At 40.0% G+C, this 17,177-nt stretch carries 16 protein-coding genes; 7 read left to right on the forward strand and 9 right to left on the reverse strand.

The genetic code is table 11. From position 1 onward, the window contains the following. Positions 1-17: 17 nt before the first annotated feature. Positions 18-650 (forward strand): MlaC/ttg2D family ABC transporter substrate-binding protein, encoded by a 633-nt coding sequence (locus tag AC1M9B_RS12290; RefSeq protein ID WP_035265038.1) that lies wholly within the window; start codon positions 18-20, stop codon positions 648-650. 39 nt (positions 651-689) lie between these two features. Further along, complete coding sequence (locus tag AC1M9B_RS12295) at positions 690-950, forward strand: STAS domain-containing protein (RefSeq protein WP_218945337.1); 261 nt, start codon at positions 690-692, stop codon at positions 948-950. A 108-nt stretch (positions 951-1,058) separates the two neighbouring features. On the opposite strand, the gene AC1M9B_RS12300 is transcribed toward AC1M9B_RS12295, so the two are convergent. Then, positions 1,059-2,072 (reverse strand): CorA family divalent cation transporter, encoded by a 1,014-nt coding sequence (locus tag AC1M9B_RS12300; protein WP_035265042.1) that lies wholly within the window; start codon positions 2,070-2,072, stop codon positions 1,059-1,061. Positions 2,073-2,227: 155 nt separating this feature from the next. Between AC1M9B_RS12300 and AC1M9B_RS12305 the strand changes: the two genes are divergently transcribed. Together AC1M9B_RS12305 and AC1M9B_RS12310 are read left to right on the forward strand one after the other, a co-directional pair. Then, positions 2,228-2,827 (forward strand): LOG family protein, encoded by a 600-nt coding sequence (locus AC1M9B_RS12305; protein ID WP_481609203.1) that lies wholly within the window; start codon positions 2,228-2,230, stop codon positions 2,825-2,827. After that, positions 2,824-3,225 (forward strand): NUDIX hydrolase, encoded by a 402-nt coding sequence (locus AC1M9B_RS12310; protein ID WP_481586778.1) that lies wholly within the window; start codon positions 2,824-2,826, stop codon positions 3,223-3,225. Before AC1M9B_RS12305 ends, AC1M9B_RS12310 begins: the two co-directional genes overlap by 4 nt. Positions 3,226-3,242: 17 nt before the next feature. On the opposite strand, the gene AC1M9B_RS12315 is transcribed toward AC1M9B_RS12310, so the two are convergent. Next, positions 3,243-3,875, reverse strand: coding sequence for a ComF family protein (locus AC1M9B_RS12315; RefSeq protein WP_481609204.1), 633 nt, complete (start codon positions 3,873-3,875; stop codon positions 3,243-3,245). Positions 3,876-3,942: 67 nt separating this feature from the next. Beyond that, positions 3,943-5,988 (reverse strand): ATP-dependent DNA helicase RecG, encoded by a 2,046-nt coding sequence (gene recG, locus AC1M9B_RS12320; RefSeq protein ID WP_481609205.1) that lies wholly within the window; start codon positions 5,986-5,988, stop codon positions 3,943-3,945. A gap of 53 nt (positions 5,989-6,041) precedes the next feature. Between recG and AC1M9B_RS12325 the strand changes: the two genes are divergently transcribed. Further along, entirely contained in the window at positions 6,042-6,839 is a 798-nt protein-coding gene (locus tag AC1M9B_RS12325; protein WP_481609206.1) for an NAD-dependent epimerase/dehydratase family protein, read from the forward strand. A gap of 37 nt (positions 6,840-6,876) precedes the next feature. Here the strand turns inward: AC1M9B_RS12325 and plsB are convergent, their stop codons facing one another. Next, complete coding sequence (gene plsB / locus AC1M9B_RS12330) at positions 6,877-9,450, reverse strand: glycerol-3-phosphate 1-O-acyltransferase PlsB (protein WP_035265057.1); 2,574 nt, start codon at positions 9,448-9,450, stop codon at positions 6,877-6,879. A gap of 301 nt (positions 9,451-9,751) precedes the next feature. Here plsB and AC1M9B_RS12335 point away from each other — a divergent pair, with 301 nt between their 5' ends. Beyond that, positions 9,752-10,624, forward strand: coding sequence for an acyl-CoA thioesterase (locus AC1M9B_RS12335; RefSeq protein ID WP_035265059.1), 873 nt, complete (start codon positions 9,752-9,754; stop codon positions 10,622-10,624). Positions 10,625-10,792: 168 nt separating this feature from the next. After that, positions 10,793-12,046, forward strand: a complete 1,254-nt coding sequence (locus AC1M9B_RS12340; RefSeq protein ID WP_481609207.1) for a dicarboxylate/amino acid:cation symporter — start codon at positions 10,793-10,795, stop codon at positions 12,044-12,046. 56 nt (positions 12,047-12,102) lie between these two features. Here AC1M9B_RS12340 and AC1M9B_RS12345 read toward each other — a convergent pair whose 3' ends face one another. The 5 genes from AC1M9B_RS12345 to AC1M9B_RS12365 form a co-directional block, all read right to left on the reverse strand. Next, positions 12,103-13,047 carry a metal-dependent hydrolase gene (locus AC1M9B_RS12345; protein WP_035265065.1) on the reverse strand — a complete coding sequence of 315 codons (945 nt, stop codon included), beginning with the start codon at positions 13,045-13,047 and terminating at the stop codon, positions 12,103-12,105. A gap of 133 nt (positions 13,048-13,180) precedes the next feature. Next, complete coding sequence (gene yihA / locus AC1M9B_RS12350; RefSeq protein ID WP_035265068.1) at positions 13,181-14,035, reverse strand: ribosome biogenesis GTP-binding protein YihA/YsxC; 855 nt, start codon at positions 14,033-14,035, stop codon at positions 13,181-13,183. A gap of 86 nt (positions 14,036-14,121) precedes the next feature. Beyond that, positions 14,122-14,568, reverse strand: a complete 447-nt coding sequence (locus AC1M9B_RS12355) for an RrF2 family transcriptional regulator (RefSeq protein ID WP_035265081.1) — start codon at positions 14,566-14,568, stop codon at positions 14,122-14,124. A gap of 106 nt (positions 14,569-14,674) precedes the next feature. Next, entirely contained in the window at positions 14,675-15,436 is a 762-nt protein-coding gene (locus tag AC1M9B_RS12360; RefSeq protein WP_481594893.1) for a globin domain-containing protein, read from the reverse strand. 149 nt (positions 15,437-15,585) lie between these two features. Continuing rightward, positions 15,586-17,169, reverse strand: a complete 1,584-nt coding sequence (locus tag AC1M9B_RS12365; RefSeq protein WP_481609208.1) for a helicase HerA-like domain-containing protein — start codon at positions 17,167-17,169, stop codon at positions 15,586-15,588. Positions 17,170-17,177 lie beyond the last annotated feature (8 nt).

Here is a 17,177-nt window from a genome sequence, read left to right on the forward strand (position 1 = left end):
AAATAGAGGAAAAATAAATGAATACGTTCGTAAAGCAAACACTGACTGTTAGCGTTTTATCGACGATGATTGCGAGTACAGCATTTGCTGCACCTACGGAGACTCCTCCTGCATTTATCAAAAAAGTAGCTGATGGCTTAATTTCACGTTTAAAAGCAGACCAAGCTAAGTTACAAAATAATCCTGCTGCGGTACGCGCAATTGTTCGTCAAAATTTAGATCCATATATTGATTCGCAATCATTTACTCGTATCGTGATGGGAACTTATGCGACGAATCAATATAGTAATGCTGCTCAACGCGCACAGTTTGAGAAGAACTTCCGTGAAACATTGATTGAAAACTATGGCAGTGCTTTCTCTAAGTTTTCTAATCAGACATATACAATTCGTCCGTATAAAGCATCTAACACTAAAAACCCTGTTGTAACGATTGATTTTATTAACAAGGGTGAGAAGATCCCTGTATCGTTCCAATTGGCTGATAAAGGTGATCAGTGGAAGATTCGCAATATCAACGTTTCTGGAATTGACTTAGGTTTGCAATTCCGTAATCAGTTTGCTGCTACTGTGAAGCGTAATGGTGGCGATATCAATAAAGCAATTGCAAACTTCAAGCCTGATGCTGAAGCTGCAGTTGAGAAAAAATAACAGAGAACAATTGTGATTTCACTCAAAGATCAAGAAATTATGGTTTCTGGAAAAATTAGTTTCGACAATGCTGAACAGTATTATCAACAAGGTTTAATGTTGATTCAGCAGGCAAAGCAGTTTCCACTTACTGTAAATTTATCAGGTCTTGAACATGGTAGTACTCTGGCGCTAGCTGTTTTAGTGCGTTTATTGCGTCAAGCACCTGGAACATCGAGTTTACAGTTTAAATCTGTGCCAGAAAAAATGATGAAAATCATTCAATCTTGCCATTTAGAAAATGATTTAAAATTGATTTGATTGAAAAATAAAAAAGTACCTTAGGGTGCTTTTTTATCGCTTTAAAATAGTAATTTACTCAACAGAAGGTACTTCATACGTTGTTTAAAAAACGCGACATCAAAGCGCTCAAATCCATTTTTTCCATCTAAAATAAATGAGTGGTCCAAATAAGAACACTAGGATAATCAAACTGACAACAACAAAGCTCGTCGTTCCTTGAGCAAAGGGCAGTACATCAGTGTTCATACCATAAATACTGGCCACCAACATCGGGGGAGCAAGCATGCTAGGTAAAATCGAGAATCGACGAATCGTATCATTCTGTTCAGTATTAATGAAACCCGAAGTGGTATCCAATAGGAATCGAACCTTTTGGAACAAGAATGCATCATGTTCTACTAATGAGCGAACATCCTCACTGAGTTCTCGAATATCAGCATCATAAATATGACTGCCTAAGGCACGAGGTCTTGCTAAGAAGGTCAGAACGCGGCGTAAGTCAATCAAACAGAGTTGTGCTTTACCCAACATATCTTCTTTTTGAGCAAGACGGGTAATCATATCATCGAGATCAAGAATTTGTTCACGGTGGCGAACATTCAATACTTCTGTAGAGTAGAGTTCTAGATCCTTGTGGATATCTTCTAAGATATCCGCAAGCTCATCGAGTTTAGCTTCGAGTAAACCCAAAAGTATCCAAGTCGGATCTTTATAGTCAATGTCGTAATCATTACGGCGAGCACGTGCTCGAAAGGCACGGAAAGCAACGAGCTTTTCACCACGTAAAGTAAATAGTCGATCTTTATGTAAAATAAATGCAACGGTTTGAACCGTTCCTAGCATATTGGATGACTCTTCAGGGTCACCATCGACTTGGTAGTTTTTATTTTTCGTTAAAAAATACGTACTGATATGTAAAATGCCATCATCATCACGGTAGAATCGTGCAGATGAAGAAATATCTTCTAATGATTTTAGTGTTGGAAGATTTTGTTTATAGGCATCTAAAACCCATTCTTGCTCATCTTGAGAGGGTGCAATTAAATCGATCCAAACCAATTCAGGGTGTAAATCAAACCCACCATTGATCGTTGCATCTTCTAGACTACCGCGCTCTGTGGCATAAAAGGCTTCAAGCATTTTATCTTTTCTCCCTTGCGCAGTTTGTGTGTGAACGATGGGTGTATTTTAGACAAGGATGCCATGAAAAAAAACTGATTCCATCATTAATTAGGTTAAAAAACACAGAACATATCATTTTAATTGTTGTTATAAAAACTTAAGGCTAATTTTAAATGAATTCTATTGCAATATTTTGTGGTTCAACATTAGGTTCCGATCCTGTTTATGCTGATGCAGCAAAGAAAACAGGGAAATATTTAGCGCAACAAGGCAAGACCTTGGTGTATGGTGGCGGTCGTTCAGGATTAATGGGGATTGTTGCGGATAGTGCATTAGAGGCTGGTGGAAAGGTCATTGGCGTGATTCCACAAGGATTGGTGGATCGTGAATTAGCACATCCAAATTTGACTGAACTTCACGTTGTTACCAGTATGCATGAGCGTAAAACGCTGATGGCAGATTTGTCGGATGGTTTTATTGCCTTACCGGGTGGTGCAGGAACAATTGAAGAAATTTTTGAACAATGGACATGGGCGCAACTCGGTATTCATCTTAAACCCTGCGCATTTTTAAACATTAACGGGTTTTATGATGGTCTATTACAATTCATTCAACATACGACAGATCAAGAGTTTACTCGAGCTCGCTTTACCAATGCATTAATCAATTCAACTTCAATCGAGGATATTGTGTCAAAATTCGAGTCTTATCAGGCACCACAACCGAAATGGGGTGTCCAAGATCGAGAAGATTTGGTGAAAATAGATACATGAGCAAAGTCATTACTGTCGCAGCAGCGATTATTTCCAATGAGGATCAGCAGTTGTTGTTGGTTCGAAAAAAGAATACCCAGTTTTTCATGCAAGTTGGTGGGAAGTTAGAGGAGAATGAGCCTTCTGAGGACACGATTCTGCGAGAAATTAAAGAAGAAATTGGCGCTGAGGCAGTAATAGATCAATATATAGGTCGTTTTGAAACCAAAGCTGCAAATGAAGCGGATCATCAGTTGATTAGTTATCTCTATCGAGTTCAGCTTAAACAAGAGCCTCATATTCATGCAGAAATTGCTGAAATGAAATGGATCGATTTAGATGATGATGCTACGCCTTTAGCACCGTTAACTCGAGAAATCGTGATTCCTTGGTGTAGGCAGCATTTTAATGCCAATTAAAACTTAAAGTGACTGTGTCAATATTCTGCGGCTGCAATGCATGCGATCTGAACGTTCTGACAGCCGAGCTTTTCTAGTGCATTGGCCAACGCATTGACTGAACTCCCTGTGGTCACGACATCGTCAATAATCAGGATATTTCTAAACTTTCCTTTTTCTGAACGTATTGGTTTGAATTGAGATTGAATATCCTCGATTCTTTCTACAAGTGTTAAGCCTTTCTGTGAGTGTTGTGCTGAACGTTCAATTGGCTGCCAAATGGGTATTTGCAGTTTTTTGGAAAGAATTTTTCCGATGACCATCATTTGATTATAACCACGCTCTTTCAAGCGCTCGTTTGAAATAGGCATAGGTACAATCGCTTGAAAACGTTTCAGTTTAAGTTCTAGCAATGTGTGTGCTAGAAAAGTTTGATAATGAAGTTGTTGTTCATATTTGAATAAGTGAATAATGCGATCTATAGGAAAGCTATAGTCGAAACAAGCATAAATATTTCTTTCATGTCGATGAATGAGTGAAGGGCTTTTCCATGGGAGCATTGTCCAACAGTCATCACATAATCTGTGGGTTTGAGTTGGAGAGAATCCACATAATTGGCAAGCGCGTCGTGATAATAATGTGTGATAGAGGTTATGAATAGGGCTCAGCATCATGGCTCAAGTTATTTTTATTGTGAGTACCTATGATTATAACTGAGCTCGTTGATTAAGGAACATATTAAACATACGCATATCTAGGTGCTTCTGGTAACCATCGTTTAAGAAGAGCATCCGCTTGATGTGGGTAATCTTTTAAAATTTGAGTCGCGACATAGTGCGCTTGAGTTAACAGATGGTCATCACGTTCCAATTTAGCCACGCGAAAACCCATGTCTCCAGTTTGTTTCGTTCCTAACAGTTCGCCTGGGCCACGGATTTCCAAATCTTTTTCTGCTATTAAAAAGCCATCATTGGTTTCACGCATAATGCGTAAACGCTCTTGTCCATTCTGCGATAAAGGACTTTTATATAATAATGCGCAAAAACTTGCTTTAGCACCTCGACCCACACGCCCCCTTAATTGATGTAGTTGAGATAGACCCAGTCGCTCCGCATTTTCAATGACCATGATGGATGCATTTGGTACATCCACTCCAACTTCGATCACAGTTGTTGCGATCAGCAGTTGTAATTGATTGTCTTTGAACTGTTGCATGACAGCTTGTTTTTCATCAGCTTTCATTTTGCCATGAACCAAACCAATATTGAGGTGCGGAAAGCGTTCTTTAATCTCCTGATAAGTCGCTTCAGCAGCTTGGGCATCTAACGTCTCTGATTGTTCCACTAATGTACAGACCCAATAAGCCTGCTTACCTTCAGCGCAGTTTGTCGCAATACGCTGCAGGACCTCTTCACGACGATCGAGTGGAATAGTGACTGTTTGGATTGGGGTACGCCCTGGGGGTAACTCATCAATCACAGAAGTATCTAAATCGCCGTACGCTGACATTGCTAACGTACGTGGGATAGGCGTGGCGGTCATTACCAACTGATGTGGTGTCGTATCCTGTGTCCCTTTATTTCGTAATGCTAGACGCTGGTCAACTCCAAATCGATGCTGTTCATCAATGATGACAAGACCCAATTTATGAAACTGGACGTTATCCTGAAATAGTGCATGAGTGCCGACGACCAATTGGGCAGAGCCTTCTCTAATCTGCTGTTCTGCAGCAGCGCGTGCTTTCCCTTTTTGTTTGCCTGATAACCAAGAAACTTGGATGCCGAGTGGTTCGAACCATTTTTTAAAATTTAAATAATGTTGTTCTGCGAGGATTTCAGTCGGTGCCATAAGAGCAACTTGCCATCCCTCTTCGAGTGGATGACATGCCGCAATGCCTGCTACTAAGGTTTTGCCTGCACCTACATCACCTTGCACTAGTCTGAGCATCGGTTTGTTTTGTTTAAGATCTTTCACAATTTCATTTGAAACACGTTTTTGAGCATTCGTCATTTCAAAGGGAAGTATGGAGAGAAGTTGTTTGGCAAATGTTCGACTGGCTGAAAATGCAGGTGCGGAGATCTGCTGAATGTATGCACGACGAGTCAATAAACTAATTTGATGACTGACTAATTCTTCAAAGATGAGACGTTGCTGCGCAGGATGCTGTCCTTCAGCCAGTTGCAACATATTGGCATCGGTGGGAGGGTGATGAATATATTCTAGTGCTTCTTTTAAAGCATACCCATTGGTAAATTTTGCAGGAATCAGTTCTGGTAAATCATAGGCATGTTGTGCTAAAGCTTGTTTAATATATTCGCGCAGTTTAGGTTGAGTGAGTCCTTCCGTTGATGGGTAAATTGCGGTTAGCTGCGTTTTTGGAAGTGGTGTATGTTCAGTAATCAATTGAATTTCTGGGTGATACATTTCTAGGCCACGAGCGCCTACTCGGATTTCACCAAACACTCTTAAACGATTTCCAGGCTTTGCGCGATCCATCAATGCTTTATAAATATGATAAAAACGTAAGGTGACTTTTCCAAAATCATCTTGTAATAATATTGCCATGGATTTGCGTTTACCGGGCGGCATATCCATTGATGCGACAGTGCCTTCAAGTAAATAGCTTCGACCTACTTGAAGGTGATTCATGGGCACAATAGTACTGCGATCTTCATAATCTCGAGGCAGATGAAACAAAAGATCATCCGTATTCCAGATATTTAATTTTTCGAGTAAAGCGGCAGCGGCGTTTCCTACACCTTGCAACTGATGGACTGCAGTCATGTCCCCTCAACTTTGCTTAAATTGAATTTATAACACTAGAGAATAGGTCTTACATGCATATTCTATTTATCGGTTATGGTAAAACATCGCAACATGTTGCTAAACAATTATTTCAACAAGGACATCAAATTACCACAGTCAGTTTAAGCAGGAAAGATCAAGCAGGTGCTATGCATCTTCAACAAGATATACACCAACTTGATTTATCGAAATTGTCGCCTATTGATGCAGTATACGTGTTGATTGCACCCAAAGACCCATCACTAAACGGGTATAAAGCAGCTTTCATAGATGCGATTCCACATATGAGAAATCAGCTGGCACTGCATCCTATCCAAAAGATTATTGTTGTCTCATCGACACGCGTTTACGGACAAGATCAAGGGGAGGAGATTGATGACCAAACAGAGATCAATCCGCAAGATGAGAAAGCATTAGTGTTAGCCACAATGGAGAAGCTTTGGCAAGAAGCCTTCCCACAGCAATGTATCATTGTGAGACCCACTGGTATTTATGGCGTATCCGTGAATAGAATGATGCAGCTTGCTCAAAATACAATGACCTATCCCAATGTGCATTGGTCGAATCGAATTCATATCGAAGATTTAGCGGGTTTTCTTGTCCATTTACTTCACGTGGAACATCCAGAAAAAACTTATATTTGTAGTAATAATCAACCTATTCCATTACATGAAATTATTCTGTGGTTCCAAAAGCAGTTAAACATCCCTCCATTAAAATTATTGAGTGAGGCACAGCGTGGAAAGAAAATTTATGCCTCTCGAATGTTAAGCACTGGTTTTAAATTGAGATATGATCAATTTTTTAAGGATTATCGAGATCTCATTTAGACATAAAAAAAACCCTCGCTGGGGAGGGTTTTAGATACTATTTTTTCTTGCGTTTTAAGCGTTTTTTGGCTTGTTGATCAGCAACTGCATCCAAAGCTTCTTTGAGCTCTTCATCGTTAAATGAAGTGATATGTTGCAACATTTGTAAGGTTACATCATCTAGTACCAAGTTGGCATATTGAGCAACCTCTTTGAATTGTGCATCAAAGACTATTGCGCCTTCTTCGTTATTACTGATATAGCCTTGTTGAGTCAGAACTTTGATAAAACTTTGGAAGAGCGCTTTATCAAAGAATTCAGGTGAGTTGAACTCATAAAGTACAGATAAACGCTGACCTAATAGATGGCTTAAATCTTCGACCTGCTTGGTCGTAATATTTCCAGAGCCACGTTGAGTAATTAGGGCAAGTGTCATGTAGTAGCGTTCAATACTTTGCTTCACTGGAGCAGCAAGCACGACTAACTGATTGTGTTGTTCAGAGTTAGGTGCAGGGCTACATAAATTTCCATGTTCATCAATCGTAATCAACTGTGCTTCTACCAGACCTTGAACATAGTTACAGATCTGTTCTTTAAGCTCATCCGTATTCCACTTAAGGAAAAGTTCAGCTTTCAAGAATGGATAAAGTGTACGAATGACATTAATCAAATCGCCCTGTGAAATTTTACCATTGTGCTCGACCATCGCAGCAATCAGTGATGGTAAGACATAAGCATGCAAAATATTATTGCGGAAATATGTCAGTAATACTGCTTGACCATCTTCAATCGCAATGATATCGCCAAGGACATGTTTTACACGCTTAATCAACTTGAGTTTTAAACCATAAGCAATGATTTCTTTACCAGACAGTGGTGTGATTTGAACTCGATGATCATAAGGTAAAGCTGTTAGAAGATTGCGATAGGTATCTAACTGTTTAATACAAATCTCTTCATCAAGCGTGTGCTTGGAAGTCGATAAAAGAATAAGTGACAATAACGAAACTGGGTTGATAACAGCAGCACGGTTAATATTTTCAAGAATTGCATTTGCTGAGGTGTTGACTGCATCAGAAACTTCTTGAGGAATCGGGTCATCATTCTTCTCAATTTTGATATGTTCAGCACCATGCTGTTTCAAAATCTCATCAAGGAAGACGGGTTCACCAAAGTTTACGTGTACTTTACCGAAGATGCGTTCAATCTTTCTTAAGGTTTGTAAAATACCAAAGATAGATTCGGCCTCTTTAGGCTTACCATTCATTTCACCGACGTAAGTTGCACCTTCCATCAGGCGTTCATAACCAAAATAGGTCGGGACAAATACAATAGGTTTAGCACGACCACGCAAATGACTATGCACAGTCATTGCCAACATACCTGTTTTTGGCGGTAATAAACGTCCAGTACGTGAACGTCCACCTTCAATAAAGTATTCTAATGGCGTGTTGCGCGATAGGATGCTGTATAAATATTCTTTGAATACAGTGGTGTATAACGCATTTCCACGGAAGGTTCGACGTATAAAGAATGCACCGCCACCACGTAAAAGCTGTCCAACGAATGGCATATTCAGGTTATCACCTGCAGCAATGTACGGTACCATCATCCCACGCTTATAAATCACATAAGAGAGTAATAGGTAGTCAATATGGCTACGATGACAAGGTGTATAAATAATTTCGTAGTCTTTCGCTAATTCACGAACTGTATTGAAATTATGTACTTCTACGCCGTCATAGAGTTGAGTCCAAAGACGCGTCAGGGCTTGTTCTGCAAAACGCACGGTTGCATGAGAATAGTCTGATGCAATTTCATTCACGTAGCCGATCGCACGGCGCTCAGCTTCAATCAAACTGATTTTAGAGCGAATACTTTCTTTGCGAATTCCGTCCTGAACATCTTGAGATTTAATCAATGATTGCATCACGTTTCGACGATCTGACAAATCTGGACCTAATACAACTTCACGCTGACGATCTAGATAATCATTGAGTTGATTGACGATATATGTTGCAGGAGACAAGTTTGGATGTGTTACACGTGCGTAATCTACCAATTCGCGCAGTGATTTTGGTTCATGAAATTCAAGAAAAGATTGGCGACCATGTAAACCAATATTCATCAGTTGTTTAACAGTACTTGGCGTTGCCCAAGTGTCCGTAAATAGCAATTTAAATAATGAATCTTCTTTGTCCGGTGAGCGGCCCCACAATACAGTCACAGGTATAAGTTCAATGTCAGTATCTGGATGCTTATCCAATATCTCGATCAATCTGAGGAGACGAGGTGGAAATGCATGGGGTGGCGGATTAAGTAAGTTTGTTTCATCTTGGTGTTGTAAAAATAATACAGCAGCTTTCTCTTTATGGTCCCCGATCATGAGTGGGTCAAGTGCTGGCGCGAGATTTAATCGACGAGTTTCGCCGTCAACCACTAACGCATTACTACGCGAGTAATTTTGTAATACATAGCACACCACTTTTTTGTGAGTCGTATTATTTTCAGTGGGTGGTGTTGAAGGTTGGGTTTCAGTAGGAACCTCTCCAAGAACATGCGGTGTTACTACGAGGTCAAGCAACTTACTGGAAAGTCGACGATACATTTGACCAAAGCCATTCTTGGACATACATACTCCTAGCCAAAGACGAATTTCGCATGACGCGAATGAAGGCAATTATTTTCTTAAATCTGTGATCAAAACAATATGTCATTTTCTAACAAAATGCACAGAATTTGGATGAATTTTCGTTAATAATCGTATTTTTAGCCAAAATATCAAATTTGTTTTATGACAATATAGTCAAGCAAAGTTTAGTTGTTTACTCGGAAATTATGGCAATATAGAGATTGAGTCATTAAATTGGAAAATCTGTTTAAATTCAACAGGCCCAATTTAATGTCGTAGCAATGAAATATATAGGTCCGATATGAATCAGCTCACGCAAGAACTCGTAGATTTACTCACGCTAGAAAGACTTGAAGAAAACATTTTTAGAGGCAAAAGCCAAAATTTGGTTGGCAAACGTGTCTTTGGTGGGCAAGTTCTAGGTCAAGCGTTACGTGCTGCTTCATATACAACTGATCGCCCTGCACACTCATTGCACGCATATTTCTTATTTGGTGGAGATGTTAATGCACCCATTATTTATGAGGTAGATCGAATCCGAGATGGGCGTAGTTTTGTGAGTCGCCAAGTTCGTGCGATTCAACATGGCAAGACGATATTCATGTGTATGGTATCTTTTGCAGACCAAGAAGAGGGTCTCAATTATCAAGTTGCTGAACCAGAATACCCGCCAGTAGATGGGCTAAAATCTGAAGCTGAACTCAAGAAAATGATTGTCGATTTCGTACCAGAGAATGTGCGTGCCAGCTTTATGCGTGATCGTCATGTTGAAATTAAGCCTGTAATGCCAGTCAATCCATTCCAACCACAACCTGAAGCGCCGTCTTACGCGCACTATATTCGTACACACGATCGTTTGGCTGATGATGTAGATGAAAATGCATTACATCAGGCGATCGCTGCTTTTTATTCAGACTTTACTTTGATGACAACTGCACTACGACCACACGGACTCAGTTATATTTCACCGAGTTTACAATGTGCCAGTATTGACCATACCATGTACTTTCATAAACCATTTCGTGTAGATGATTGGATGCTCTATGACATGGAAGCAACGATTAGTGCAAGTTCTAGAGGATTGAACTTTGGACGAATGTGGCAAAATGGACAATTGGTCTGTAGTACAGTGCAAGAAGGTCTAATTCGAATTCGTGAAATCGAAACGCAATAAGATAATTGATCCATGCTTCAAGCCAAATCTTCAGATTTGGCTTTTTACTTCATATTTGTATTTATAAATTATTCGTTTCGGTTGCAAAGCTAACAAGAAAAAATGATCGATTCTTGAGGGCGCTCATGGCATAGTGCGACTAATAAATCAAAATGAAAAGCACATGACATGAGTCTAAATACGCAAATTTTAATTGCTGCAATTTTAGGTGTGGCTTTTGGCTTCTTGTTAAATGTATTCCCTCATACAGCATTTTTTAACGGAAGTTTATATGGCTTAGGGATTGCCAGTAGTATCTTTATCGGCCTACTGAAACTATTACTGATTCCTCTAATTTTTAGTTCTATTGTTGTCGGAGTTTCCAATCTACAGACTGGTGGCCAACTTGGTAGAACTTGGAAAATTACCCTCGCTTGTTGTGTCACAACCACAACGTTGGCGCTGATTTTGGGGCTTGCGTGTGCGCATCTTTTTGAGGTCGGGAAGGGTGTAGACATCACTATTTTTCAAGAGACCATGAATCAGCATCAGACGCCTGATACTTTGACGCCCTCGAGTTTTTTTACCAACTTTATCCAAAATACACTAATAAACCCGTTTAAAGCATTTGCTGAAGGTAATGTGTTAGCCGTTGTCGTTTTTGCACTTTTAATTGGGGTGGCTCTCGTTAAAGGTGGTGAAAAATTTAAAACAGTGAAAGCGTTGAGTCAGCAATTTTTTGAAATCATGATGTTGATGATTGGTTGGGTGATGAAGCTCGCACCAATAGGGATTTTTGCGTTACTGGCAAAGTTAATCGCGACGGAGGACCTATCTGTTCTGAGTCGATTAGCAGAATTTGCAGCAGTAGTCACGGGAACGACCATCTTTCATGGCCTAGTTGTTTTGCCTTTGTTGCTCTGGATTTTCGGGAGAATGAATCCAATTACATTTTTTAAGGGAACACGAGCAGCCTTGATTACGGCGTTTGCTACTAGCTCAAGTTCCGTAACCATGCCGCTATCAATGAAGTGTGCTCAGGAAAATTTAGGAGTAAGACCCCAGACTGCAGGATTTGTGATCCCTCTCGGGACACAGTTGAATATGGATGGGACGGCATTGTATGAGGCTGCGGCGGCGCTGTTTATTGCGAATTTAATGGGGCTTGACTTAACGTTAGGACAACAATTGATTGTGTGTGCGACAGCAATGATTGCATCTTTAGGGGCACCAGGTATACCTAGCGCAGGTATGGTTACCATGATTATGGTTTTACAATCAGTTGGACTCCCGGCAGAAGCAATCGCGATATTATTGCCGATTGACCGTTTGTTAGATACCGTTAGAACAGTGGTGAATGTGCAGGGGGATATGATGATTAGTGTTGTTGTAGATCGTTACACGAATCCTGATCATGAACCTATTGAAAAAAATACAGCTTAAAAGATTAGATCAGATATAAAAAAAGCAGGGATCACCCTGCTTTTTTATTGAATACATTATGCAACTTTCAGTGCTGCACGTTCCGCTGCTGGTGACTGATTTAGATAGTTGATCGCATCTTCAGTTTTTGCTTCATGAACAGGGTCATACCAAGGCATTAAATAGCCGAGTTGTTGAGAAACAAGCCAGAATGGGTGAGGAAGTAAACCATTGTCTTTTTGGGCAATTCGTGCCCATTCACGCCAAATCCAAGGTTTGTAAACAGCTGGTTTAATTGATTTAAAGCGAGGGTCTTGACCCATAATATGAGCAGCACCATCAACCCATAAACCTAATACAGCAGCAATCACAACTACACTTTGATAATAGCGAGAAATATAACCACCGCCAAGATGACGATATAAGTCAAATGCAACGGTACGGTGTTCAATTTCCTCAGCACCATGCCATTTTACGAGATCGAGCATATTGGCATCAGCACCCAATTCTCCCCATTTTTTGTTGTACAAGGCATATTTGCCGAGGACACAAGTCATATGTTCAACAGTAGCAATAATACCTAATCTAAATAAATCCCACTGATGATCTAAGGCTTTTGGGACGTTTAGACCTAAAGGTTTATCCGCTAAAAGTTTTCCAAAAAGAAAGTCCATGATATCGAGGTTACGTTGAATATCGATATGACGTGCGCTGAGATATTCTTTATTTGCTGAATTATGTGCTTGAGCGTGCATCGCTTCTTGGCGAATAAAAGCTTTCACATCTTCTGCAAGTTTTTCATCAGTAATTTTGGGTAATACTTTGTTGTACAGACGACAAAACCAAAATTCGCCTGCTGGTAAGATATTGTTAATTTCATTGATAAAATAACTAACGAAAGGCTGATTTGGAACCCAATCTACTGGTGTATCCGCCCACTCAAATTTAACTTTACGAGGTTTGATGTGATACTCAATAGAAGATCCAATCTTACTATTTCTTAATCGAGACAATAATTTCATCACACTTTCCTGAATTTTTGTTGTGATTATCATTTTTCAGTATAAAAAAATGCCCTCAAATAACCTTAGCATTTGAGGACATTGATGTATCAATTAGTGAATGTAATGATTTAACCATTCAGTAGGGTAGATACTATTCGGCTTTGTTGGATTCTAGTTCGGTTGTTTCGCTTGGTGATTCATCATCTTGTTGAATATCATGATCAAAATCTTCATCGATGTCTGATTCACTTACTTCAGGAATTGCACTTAGATCAAATCCGTTAGGTTGCTCAAGCGTAAAATTTAAACGACCAGCAATAACGCTTGCGAGTTCTTCAAGACCTTGCTTATTGAGGGATGAGAACAATTGGATAGAGAAGTTAAGCTTCATTTTCTTTAATTGAGCTTTGACTTCTTGCAATGCTTTAGAAGCTGGACCACGATTTAACTTATCTGATTTTGTTAATAAAACATGGACAAATAATTTACGTGAATAAGCCCATTCTAACATCATGACATCGAAATGTTGTAAAGGGTGTCGTATGTCCATTAACAATACAAGCCCTTGTAAACTTTCACGATGAATGAGGTAGTTTTCAAGCTCTTTTTGCCAAACGATTTTCATGCTTTCAGGTACAGCAGCATAGCCATATCCAGGAAGATCAACTAATCTTTGTTCGGCATTGCCCATGCTAAAAAAGTTAATCATTTGTGTGCGACCAGGTTTTTTAGACGCACGTGCAAGTTGTTTTTGATTAGTTAATGCATTAATCGCACTCGATTTACCAGCATTCGAACGACCTGCAAAAGCAATCTCATAACCTGTGTCTTCTACACATAAATTCAGTTTTGGTGCACTCATTAAGAATTCGGCTTTGCGCAACCAGTTGAGCGCTTGAACCGAATATTCAGTAATCGCTGGATCGGCTTTTTTCTCATAGCTGATCTTTTGCTTTGGGGCATTTGACGCCTTACTGTTTTTCGACTTTCCTCTGCTGTGATGCATAGCTCAACTTCAATAACTCAATTTACAATCAGCTATTATAAAGGAAGTCGCGCATGCAAGCGAATACTCAATCGAATTGAGTCAATCTATGGTGTAACTTGAATGAAAGGAATGGGTGAATCTGAATTGAATTTTATACCTGAGGTGGGTATAACATCCTTCAGTTTAAATTGATCTAAATGCTGATAAAACTGTTGGACTGCATGATCTAAAATGCCTTTCAAGCCACAGTCACTTCTTAATACGCATGGCGGGTTATGACACTCTACAATTTGCTGATCGCCTTGAAGTGTTCTCACTAAAGTCCCTAATGAGATATTCAGAGTTTGAGGGGCTAGACGTATACCGCCACCTTTGCCTCGACTGGTCATTAGCCAATTTTGTTTTGCCATAAAGTGAACGATTTTCATGGCATGGTTTTCTGAGACCTGCAATTGGTTTGCCAGTTCTGCAATGGTATAAGGCAAGTCGCGAGGTTGTGCGACATACATCAATATACGCAGCGCATAGTCGGTAAATTTATTCAGTTGCATAGATCATCATAAAAGATAGCTTATTTCCATCTTAACATTGAAAGCCCCGTGAACGGAGCTTTCAATGATCTCTTAAAATCTTATTTCGGTTAAAGATTTAGATGAATTAATTTTTTAGTGGTGCAGATACCTCAACCACATCACCTACTTGATAGTGGTTTAATAAGATATTTGCCACAGAATATTCAGTTGCTTCATCTACCGCTTTTACTGTGATTTGATACTGATCAGCTTGTGCAACATCAAAGCTAAATTGTTGTGGTTGGCGCATCTCTTGCCCCGGTACTTGGACTCGCACCGAAATATATTCACCTGCTTCAGCCGTCGCAATGGTGTGACCGTCTTTGGCAGCTAAAGTGAAGGTTTTGGTGTTAGCTTCAGCTTCAATCGCTGTAATTTTAAATTCACGCCAGCCAGCCCAACCACCATTTTGTGCAGTCAAAGCTTCATATTTTGATTTTTCGACACCAATTAAAATGTCTGCCAATTGCATATACGCGGCTTTCCAAGCAGCAATCAGATCAGAGTCCATTGGCACATCTAATACTTCGCTGATTGAATGCAGAAGGTTTTCACCCACAATCGAGTATTGATCCGCTTGAATGTCTAAACTTACGTGTTTAGTGGTAATTCGCTCAATCGCTTTTGCCAAAACTGTAGGATTTTCAATATTTTCAGCATATGCCAAAACAGCAGCAGCTAAAGCACGTGGCTGACGACCAGTACTTTGATGATCCATGTTAAATGTATTTTTTAACTCGGGGTTGTTGTTCAGCATGCGATTATAGAAATAGGTCGTAAGAGCAACACCATTCTCACGCAGAACGGGAACAGTCGCTTTTACAAGTTCAATATGTTGTGGCGTCATGAGCTTCAACTTTGGCTTTATTAAAAGATATATTTAAAATACATCTTTTAGGGTCGAGCTGCAATATGACTTGCATAGAAAACCTTAAAATAATTATGGGATATTAAAATATCCCATAATGAAGTTAAAAATGATGGGTAAAGGGAGGACTATTTTTTTCCAAATAATGAGCCTAGTAGACCGCGGACGATTTTTTGTCCAGTGCTTCCGCCGAGGCTTCGTGCAGCGCTTTTAGCAAACGTACCGACAATATCTTGGGTGAGTTTTTCACGTTGTTTGGCTGCACGTTCTGCTTCTTTTTGTTGTTCCCGGGCAAGGCGTTCTTGTTCTTTGACTTGCTGTTTTGCGAAAGCTTCTTGCTCTTTAGCAATTTGCTTTGCGTAGGCCTCTTGTTCCTTAGCCTGTTGTTTTGCTAATGCTTCTTGTTCGGCTTGTTGTTGACGCTGAACTACTTTGTTTTGCAGCGTTTCAAAAGCACTTTCTCGATCAAGTACTTGCTCATAAACACCTGCAACCACACTGTTTGTCATGAGCGTCTTACGCTCTTCAAGCGTGATAGGTGTAAAAGATGAATATGGGGGCATAACCCAACCGCGTTCAACCATTTGTGGCGTACCTTTCTCATCTAGACAGCTAATCAGCGCTTCACCAACTGCCAACTCCGTAATAGCATCTTGTACTTTGAATGCAGGATTTGCTCTAAAAGTATCAGCTGCAGTTTTTACTGCTTTTTGATCTTTTGGTGTGAAGGCACGAAGTGCATGCTGAACACGGTTACCTAGTTGTCCTAAAACACTTTCAGGTAAATCGAGCGGATTTTGGGTGACAAAATAAATACCTACTCCCTTAGAGCGGATTAAGCGTACCACTTGTTCGATCTTTTCTTGCAAAGCAGGGCTGGCATTGTCAAACAGTAAATGAGCTTCATCGAAGAAAAATACCAATTTCGGTTTATCCATATCACCGACTTCAGGTAATTGTTCAAACAGTTCGGAAAGCATCCACAGTAAGAAAGTCGCATAAAGCTTTGGTGTGTTCATTAATTTGTCGGCAGCGAGCAAATTAATATTGCCGTGTCCTTGTGTATCGGTTTGGATAAAATCCATGAGGTCTAATGCAGGCTCACCAAAAAATTGATCACCGCCTTGATCGGCCAGTGCTAGCAAATTACGTTGGATTGCACCCAAGCTGGCAGGAGAAAGATTGCCGTATTCTGCTTTAAAGTCAGCTGCATGCTCAGTCACATAAGTGATCATCGCCTTGAGGTCTTTAAAGTCGATCAGTAATAAACCTTGATCATCCGCGATGCGGAAAATCGCAGAAAGCACACCTTCTTGGGTGTCATTCAAATTCAGCATTCGGGCTAAAAGCAATGGACCAATTTCTGATACTGTAGTCCGAATCGGGTGACCTTGTTCGCCAAATAAATCCCAAAAGACCACAGGTGATGGGCTAAATGGGATTGATTCAATATTGAGGCTCTTGATGCGTTCATCAAATTTTGAATTGCTTTCACCTGCTTTGGCAAGGCTCGAGACATCACCTTTTGCATCGGCTAAAAATACCGGCACACCAATACGAGAAAAGTTTTCTGCCAAGACCTTTAAAGTGAATGTTTTGCCTGTTCCTGTTGCGCCGGCAATCAAGCCATGTCGGTTTGCCAGTTGCGAATGTAAAACAATCTCTTGGGATGTATCTGAGGTTTTTTTTGCGATTACAATTGGTGTGCCCATAATTATTC

This window comes from Acinetobacter sp. ANC_7513, assembly GCF_056779915.1.